Origin of the sequence: Peptoniphilus sp. oral taxon 386 str. F0131 (assembly GCF_000090945.1) — a bacterium.
GTDB classification, from domain to species: Bacteria; Bacillota; Clostridia; order Tissierellales; family Peptoniphilaceae; genus Anaerosphaera; species Anaerosphaera mikwangii.
In genome coordinates this window covers 1,309,956-1,317,194 of the sequence record NZ_GL349422.1, presented here as the reverse complement: position 1 = coordinate 1,317,194, position 7,239 = coordinate 1,309,956, and the positions used below count along the sequence as shown (strand labels likewise).

Here is a 7,239-nt window from a genome sequence, read left to right as displayed (position 1 = left end):
CACAGATAGTACAAACAGGCTTCAGGAACTGGAACGTTTAATGTGTCGGATATACGAAGATATGATATTGGAGAAGATACCGAATACCCGATATGAAATCTTAAATAATCAGTATGAAACAGAGCAAAGAGAACTCAGCAAAGAAATCGATGGGTTGGAAAAAGCCATCAAGCGATACGAAAAAGAAACCAACAGAGCCAAAAAGTTTATCCGGTTGATTGAACGCTATGATAACTTTGATGAACTGACACCGACCATCATCAATGAGTTTGTAGAAAAAATCTTAGTACACGAACGAGATCGAAAAGGTAGTCAAACCGCCAATCAGAAAGTCGAAATCTACTTCAACTTTATCGGGAACTATGAACCGCCAAAAGAAGAATTATCCGAAGAAGAAATGCAGAAATTAAGGGAGGAGGAAGAAAAAGAAAGGGCAAGAAAAGACAGGCTTCATCAAAACTACCTCAAGCGTAAAGCAAACGGCAAGCAAAAAGAGTATGAGGACAGATATAAGGCGAGGAGAGAGGAGAAAAAACAGGAAAAGCTGAAGAGTTTGAAAAGAACAGGGATACCGGTAAGTGAATATATTAAGAACATTAAAAAAACAAAATTGATATACAATAATTAGTTGACACTAACTATCATATAGGATATAATAAAAACCGACAGTATCGTCGGTTTTTTATTTGGTAATAGAAATGAGGTCTTTATTTTGAAGGAAGAAAAACAAAAGGTTGGACAAATTAAAAAAAAGAAAATTAGAGAAGCTGCAAAAAAATGTTTTTTAACAAAAGGCTTTCAAAGCACAACAATGGAAGATGTCATTACAGAGATAGGTATGAGTAGAGGGGGTGTTTATCATCATTATGCAAGTACAAATGAAATGCTTAAAGACTTAATGCTTGATGGTAATGATTATAGAAACAACTTGATAAATGAGTATTTAAAAAACAATCGAGGAAAAGATAAATATCAGCAAATGGGTGATATTTTGGTTGATAAGTCGCTGGCTGATACAGAATTGATGAGATTGTATACACTCCTTTTACAAGCAAAAAAATATAATCAGGATTTGGAAAAATTGTATCAAGAATTGAAACTTAATACGACTAATGAGCTAAGTTTAATCGCCAAGCAGCTTGGAATTAAGGCAGATATATTTGGTGACGGTTTTTTAGTTAATTATATCAATGGATTGATATTAAGTTCAGAAATTTTAGGTGCGAGAAAGTCTTATGGCGAGCATAAACGATATATAAAAGAAACAATGATAAATTATATTGTTGATGTAGAAAAGAAAAATTAAAACAATTAGGAGGTTTCAAATGAGCAAACGATTAGAGGTAAAGGATTTAATCAATATAGGATTATTTTCCGTATTAGGATTTATATTTATGATGATTGGGTCATTTTTAGCAATGGTTCCAGTTTTAATGCCACTTGTCCCATTTGCACAGGGAGTTTTGGTAGGACCTGTAAATATGCTGTATTCTACCAAGATTAAAAAAAGAGGAATGATTTTTATTCAATCATTATTGATTGCATTGGTATATGTTGCTATGGGACATGGACCCTGGGCATTATTAACTGCTGTTATTGCCGGTATTATTGCTGAAATAATTTTGAAATCAGGAGAATATACCAATGTAAAGAAAGCAAGATTAGCATTTTCAATTGCTCCTCTTTGCACGTTAGGAAATTGGCTTCCAATTTTTATATCGAGAAATGAATATATTAAGCAAATGTTAGAACAAGGATACAATCAAGAGTTCATTGATAAGATGCTTAGTGTTATGCCGAATTGGATTATTGTTGTAATGGCAATAGTAGGAATTATCGGTGCATATATAGGTTGCAGCATTGGAATGGCATTTCTAAAAAAACACTTCAAAAAAACCGGTATGGAAAAATAAGATTTCATGGAGAGTTAGGATGATAATCAAACTTGATTTTCGTACAAAACTTTTTATGACGATAGTTCTTTCATATGTGATGGTATTAGGCAATATTCAAACAAAGTATTTCGTGCAAGCCATTTTAATATCCACAATTCCGATAATACTTTTAATTCACGCAAAATATACAAGAGTAGCTATTATTGGAGTGGCTACTCTTTTGTTTGTTTATGCTGCTGATAAATTTCTGATAGGGCTTAATTACAATCCTATGGTTGCAATTTTATTGATAATAGTAATGGTTATTAAAAAAATTCTTCCTGCATTTTTGATGGGGAGATATACCATACTTACATCAAATGTTGGAGAAAGCATTTACTCATTAAAAAAAATGAAATGTCCTGATGAAATAGCCATTCCCTTGACGGTAATGGTACGTTTCTTTTATGCAGCAAGGATTGATTATAGTCATATAAAAAAAGCTATGCGTTTGAGAGGATTGACGCTTAAAAAGTTAATAAAGAGTCCAATTTTATTATTTGAATATAGATTTGTGCCATTATTGATGTGCTTGTCAAAAGCAGCAGATGATTTGACGGTATCAGCTATGACGAAAGGGTTGGCTGTAAATCAAAAGAGGACAAGTATTAGTGAAACATATATGGGACTTATGGATTATATATTTTTCTCAATAATGGTATGGATAATCTATCTGTATATGAGGGGGAAATATGCTTGAATTACAAAATTTAACAGTGAGTTTTGACGGCAAAAGCATATTGAAAAATATAAATATGATTTTCAAACCCGGTGAAGTAACCGTCATTACAGGACATTCAGGAACAGGAAAAAGTAGCTTACTAAAAGTTATCAATGGAATTATTCCGGAATACAATAATGCAGAATTAGAAGGAGATATTGTATTTAACGGAAAATCACTGTTTGGCTTGACGATATTGGAACGATCTAAATTTATATCCACAGTGTTTCAAAATCCTAAAACACAATTTTATTGTATCAATTCAACCGATGAACTGGCTTTTCAGTTAGAAAATAGAAACATAGATAAGAATTTGATTTTAGATAAAATTAGGTATTATTCAGAGGTTTTAGGTACAAAAGAATTATTGGACAGAAATATTTTTGAATTATCCGGAGGCGAAAAACAATTGATTGCAGTAACGGCTTGTGGAATTTCTGAAAATGAAATTATCTTATTGGATGAACCCTCTTCTTCTTTAGATCAGGCTGCAATAGAGCATTTACAGAAAGCCATTGAGGAACTGAAAAAAAGAAAGAAAATTATCGTCATTGTGGAGCATAGATTGTTTTATCTGAAAGATACGATTGATAAGTTGTGTGTGATAGAAAATGGAACTTATAAAGAATATACAAAAGAGCATTTTTGTGATGATTTCTTTGAACAGGTTTCTGAAAAACACAATCTAAGGAGTTTTAATGCAATTTCTAAAAACAAATTTTCAAACAGGAAATATGAACAAGTAGAATTGTTAAAGAAAAACTCTTTAAATCTTGATTATAAAGCATTATCTTGTTTGAATTTCAAAAAAAAATATGAAAGAAAGGAAATCTTTGACTTCAGTATTGCCTTTGAATCCGGTATCAATTTCATCATTGGTCAAAATGGTGTTGGGAAAAGCACTTTTATCAATTTACTGATGGGACTGACAAGAGGAACAGGAGAGGTGTTTTATAACGGAATAAAAGTAAAAAAACGATGTGAAAATATTTTTGCGATTATGCAAGATGTTAATTATCAACTTTTTACAGAATCTGTATGGCAAGAAATTTCAACTATTACTAAAGAGGATGAATTAAAAAATGAAATTTTGAGGATGGTAGACTTATTTGATAAAAAAGAAATGCACCCAAACTCATTATCGGGAGGTGAAAAGCAACGATTATTACTTGCTATGTCAATGCTGAGCAGGAAGCCTATCATAATTTTCGATGAACCGACAAGCGGACTATGTAAAAGGCAGATGGATATTTTGATTGGATTTCTTAATAAAATGACCGAACAAGGAAAGATAATTATCATAATCACACACGATTATGAATTTATAGATAGATGTAACGGAAAAGTATATGAGTTTATGAAATAAATGTAGGTAAAGGAGAATGATACAATGAAAGAAGATATGAAAACACAACTATTAACCAAAAGTCCTAAAGAACTGTTATTTAAGTTGGCAATTCCCGGAATAATTGGAATGATTGTTATAGGGTTGTATCCATTTATGGATGGAATATTTGCAGGATGGTTGATTGGTGATTATGCTATGTCAGCAATTAGTGTATCTATGTCCTTAACGATTATAAATGGAGGAATATCGGCATTGATAGGAGTCGGCAGTGCCTCAATACTATCAAGAGCGATTGGAAAAGGGGACAAAGAAACAACAGATAAAATATTCGGGAATTTTTGTTACTGGGTAATATTTTTCTCTGTAATTATTACAATATTGGGTTTAGTTTTTGCACCTCATTTTTTAGATTTGGTAGGAGCTAAAGGAAATATTAAAGAACTTGGTGTGAGATATTTAAGAGTAGTTTTCTTCGGCTCAATATTTGTGAATTTTGCTCAAGCCGGCAATATGACAATGCGTGGTGAAGGTGCATTAAAGCAATCTATGAAGATTATGGGAGCAGGAGCTATATTAAATATCATTTTAGACCCTATTTTTATGAAGTTAATGGGAGAATATGCGATTGAAGGTGCGGCTATTGCCACTGTTATATCTCAAATTGTACAAGCTATATTGACTTTCAGTTATTTTTCAAAGAAAAGTGCTTTTGTGGGTATCCATAAAATTCAAAAATACAAGGCAATTTATAGCGAAATGTTCAGTATAGGAAGTTCGGCAATGATGATGCAAATTTTATTTGCAGTACAGCAAACATTTTTGTTTAAGCAAGCCTTTGCGTATGGAGGAGATGATTGGGGAATTTTGATGTCTGCTACAATGAGATTATATATGTTTTCCTTTATTCCATTGTGGGGGATGAGTCAAGGGTTACAACCTGTTATTGGAGCTAATTTCGGAGCGAAACAATACGGAAGAGTAAAAGATACGATGAAGATTTTTATGTATGGTGCAACAATTCTTGCAGCAGCTTCATGGATACCATCAATGTTTTGTTCAGAAAAATTACTATCATTATTCAGTGTAAGAAGGGAGATTATTGAAGTTGGTGTTGTAAATTTTAAGATGTTTTATTCTACATTCATCTTATATGGAATTATGATTATGACACTCACATTTTTCCAATCCATAGGAGATGGGAAAAAAGCAGGTATGATTGTAATGCTTAGACAGTTAGTTTTATTTATTCCTGCAATATTATTATTTCCAAAGGCATTTGGAGCGTCAGCAGTTTGGTGGACAGAACCTATCGTAGACTTTAGTATGATTATGTTTGGGCTGTTTTTAATGCTTAATGAACTTAGGAAAATGGGAAAACAACAAATTACAAAAAGTTAGGTAGCTCAAAAGACAAAAAAAATGAGAAAGGTTTGATGTATGAACATTATTTAACTATAAGGGATGGGTGATTAAGATGAAAAAATCTTTATATACAAAAGAAATAAATAATAAAAATTTCTATTTGCCTTATAGTTGTCTATTCTCTCAAACAATTAAATACATCTAAAGAAAAGGTAAACTCTTTTCAATTCGGAGGACTATTTACGCCAAAGTGTAGAAGTCCTCCTTTTTTTATTCTCAAAAAGCAAAAACAGAGAGCAGAAAAAGGAGGATTACACAATGGACAAAAAAGAATATTTCCTTTATGTCAAAGGCAAAGCGGTTAAGGTAAGTGAAGAAGTATATAAAGCCTATTGGGAGATAACCGAGCATGAAAAATATCTTCAGAGAAAAGATTGGAAGTATGGCGTGATTCCATTTTCAACACTGGATAACGATGGACACTTTGTAGACAATATCATAGATGAAAGAATAGACTTAGAAAAAATTGTAGAAGTCAAAATGCAAATTGAAGAATTAAACAAGGCATTAGCTACACTCACAAAAAAAGAAAGAGAGCTTATAGAAGCCATTTTCTACAAAGAAGAAAGTCTAAGATCGATTGGCAAAAAAGAAAAAGTAAGCTATCAAGCAATCGGAAAAAGGAGGGATAAGATTTTAGAAAAACTAAGAAAACTTTTAGAAGATAAATTCTAAAGAGATGGGAAAGGTTAAGTATCTAAAAAAGGTGCTTAGCCTTTCTTTGTTTGGAACGCAACAATATTGAAACGGAGGAATGAAAAATGAAAGAGTTAGAAAATGTAATGAGCCAGTTGGAAAAAGAAACTAAGAAAAAAGAACAGGCGGAAAACAAAATTAAGCAACTAAGACAAAAGAAATCACAGCTAAAAAGAAAGGCGGACACGAAACGAAAAGTAGAAAAAGGAGGCGTGTTTGAGAAATTTGAAAAACAGATAACCGGAGTAGAAGAAAATACAGATAATGATTTAATCTATGCCTTTTTAGATTATGTACTTTCCGATAATCGAAATAGAGAAAAGCTAAAAGAACTTACAGAAATTCATTTAAAAGAAAAAGAAATCTCCTTAGAAGAAAATCCAAATCTTAAAGAGGAAAATGCAAATGATGATTTTGAAGAACTGACAGAGGAAGAATAAGAAAAACAGAAAATGTATTAGAAACTGAGATAGCGCAAAGTGAGAAACATTTTAACACTTTGCTTTTTTGTGGATTTGAAAAATCTACAAAAAACAAAGTTCACAGGGGTCTAAGGGGGAGTAGCCCCCTTGAACAAATAAAAATGCTTTAGCGTTTTTGTTTCCTTAGCGGAGCGTATAGCTTTCCGCAGGAACGCAAAGCACCGAATGTAGTCGGTGTATCTTTGCGCCCTTTGAAAAAGGGAGCGAAGATACGACCTGAACATTAGGATAGTAAAATCCCAAAATTGAAAATAGATAAAGGAGAAAAAGACAGTGGAAACCAAAAGTTTGCATACTCATGTAGATATCGTTGCAAGGTCAAAAGGAGCAAGCGTAATTGCAAAAGCTGCATATAATGCAAGAGATAAATTACAAGATGAATACTATGGAAAAACACATGACTATTCTAAAAAAACAGACCTTGCATTTTCAAAAATATTTCTGCCGGAACATGTCCCGAAAGAATTTTCAAACAGAGAATACCTATGGAATGAAGTTGAGAAAATCGAAAAAAGTAAAAATTCACAACTTGCAAGAAATCTACTCTTTGAACTGCCAAGAGAATTAAATGAACAGGAGAGAATAAAGTTAATCAGTGAATTTATAGAAGAAAACTTTACTTCTAAAGGTATGATA

The 7,239-nt window shown here is 32.3% G+C and carries 9 protein-coding genes; all 9 read left to right on the top strand.

Annotated elements, in window-relative coordinates; genetic code table 11:
* Nucleotides 1–628, top strand: a 628-nt coding sequence (locus HMPREF0629_RS06255; RefSeq protein ID WP_039856716.1) for a DUF4368 domain-containing protein, incomplete at its 5' end; no start/stop codon positions are given.
* 84 nt (nucleotides 629–712) lie between these two features.
* Nucleotides 713–1,306: a TetR/AcrR family transcriptional regulator gene (locus tag HMPREF0629_RS06250; protein WP_009222497.1), complete on the top strand. Its 594-nt coding sequence runs from the start codon at nucleotides 713–715 to the stop codon at nucleotides 1,304–1,306.
* Between the two features lie 19 nt (nucleotides 1,307–1,325).
* Nucleotides 1,326–1,913, top strand: coding sequence for an MptD family putative ECF transporter S component (locus HMPREF0629_RS06245; RefSeq protein ID WP_009222496.1), 588 nt, complete (start codon nucleotides 1,326–1,328; stop codon nucleotides 1,911–1,913).
* A 19-nt stretch (nucleotides 1,914–1,932) separates the two neighbouring features.
* Nucleotides 1,933–2,634: an energy-coupling factor transporter transmembrane component T gene (locus tag HMPREF0629_RS06240; RefSeq protein WP_009222495.1), complete on the top strand. Its 702-nt coding sequence runs from the start codon at nucleotides 1,933–1,935 to the stop codon at nucleotides 2,632–2,634.
* On the top strand, nucleotides 2,627–4,021 hold the full coding sequence (locus HMPREF0629_RS06235) for an ATP-binding cassette domain-containing protein (RefSeq protein WP_009222494.1): 1,395 nt from the start codon (nucleotides 2,627–2,629) through the stop codon (nucleotides 4,019–4,021). Before HMPREF0629_RS06240 ends, HMPREF0629_RS06235 begins: the two co-directional genes overlap by 8 nt.
* Nucleotides 4,022–4,045: 24 nt before the next feature.
* The gene (locus HMPREF0629_RS06230) at nucleotides 4,046–5,401 is read left to right on the top strand and encodes an MATE family efflux transporter (RefSeq protein ID WP_009222493.1); all 1,356 of its coding nucleotides are present in this window, start codon (nucleotides 4,046–4,048) and stop codon (nucleotides 5,399–5,401) included.
* A gap of 282 nt (nucleotides 5,402–5,683) precedes the next feature.
* Nucleotides 5,684–6,100 carry a sigma factor-like helix-turn-helix DNA-binding protein gene (locus tag HMPREF0629_RS06225; RefSeq protein ID WP_009222492.1) on the top strand — a complete coding sequence of 139 codons (417 nt, stop codon included), beginning with the start codon at nucleotides 5,684–5,686 and terminating at the stop codon, nucleotides 6,098–6,100.
* A gap of 86 nt (nucleotides 6,101–6,186) precedes the next feature.
* A complete protein-coding gene (locus tag HMPREF0629_RS06220; RefSeq protein ID WP_009222491.1) occupies nucleotides 6,187–6,561 on the top strand; it encodes a hypothetical protein in 375 nt (124 codons plus the stop codon).
* 315 nt (nucleotides 6,562–6,876) lie between these two features.
* A partial coding sequence (locus HMPREF0629_RS06215; protein ID WP_009222490.1) for a MobA/MobL family protein occupies nucleotides 6,877–7,239 on the top strand: 363 nt, incomplete at its 3' end.

Bases quoted from the DNA above. Each gene is read 5' to 3' on its own strand.
- HMPREF0629_RS06220 (WP_009222491.1), top strand. From the start codon at position 6,187: ATGAAAGAGTTAGAAAATGTAATGAGCCAGTTGGAAAAAGAAACTAAG.
- HMPREF0629_RS06235 (WP_009222494.1), top strand. From the start codon at position 2,627: ATGCTTGAATTACAAAATTTAACAGTGAGTTTTGACGGCAAAAGCATA.
- HMPREF0629_RS06245 (WP_009222496.1), top strand. From the start codon at position 1,326: ATGAGCAAACGATTAGAGGTAAAGGATTTAATCAATATAGGATTATTT.
- HMPREF0629_RS06230 (WP_009222493.1), top strand. From the start codon at position 4,046: ATGAAAGAAGATATGAAAACACAACTATTAACCAAAAGTCCTAAAGAA.
- HMPREF0629_RS06240 (WP_009222495.1), top strand. From the start codon at position 1,933: ATGATAATCAAACTTGATTTTCGTACAAAACTTTTTATGACGATAGTT.
- HMPREF0629_RS06225 (WP_009222492.1), top strand. From the start codon at position 5,684: ATGGACAAAAAAGAATATTTCCTTTATGTCAAAGGCAAAGCGGTTAAG.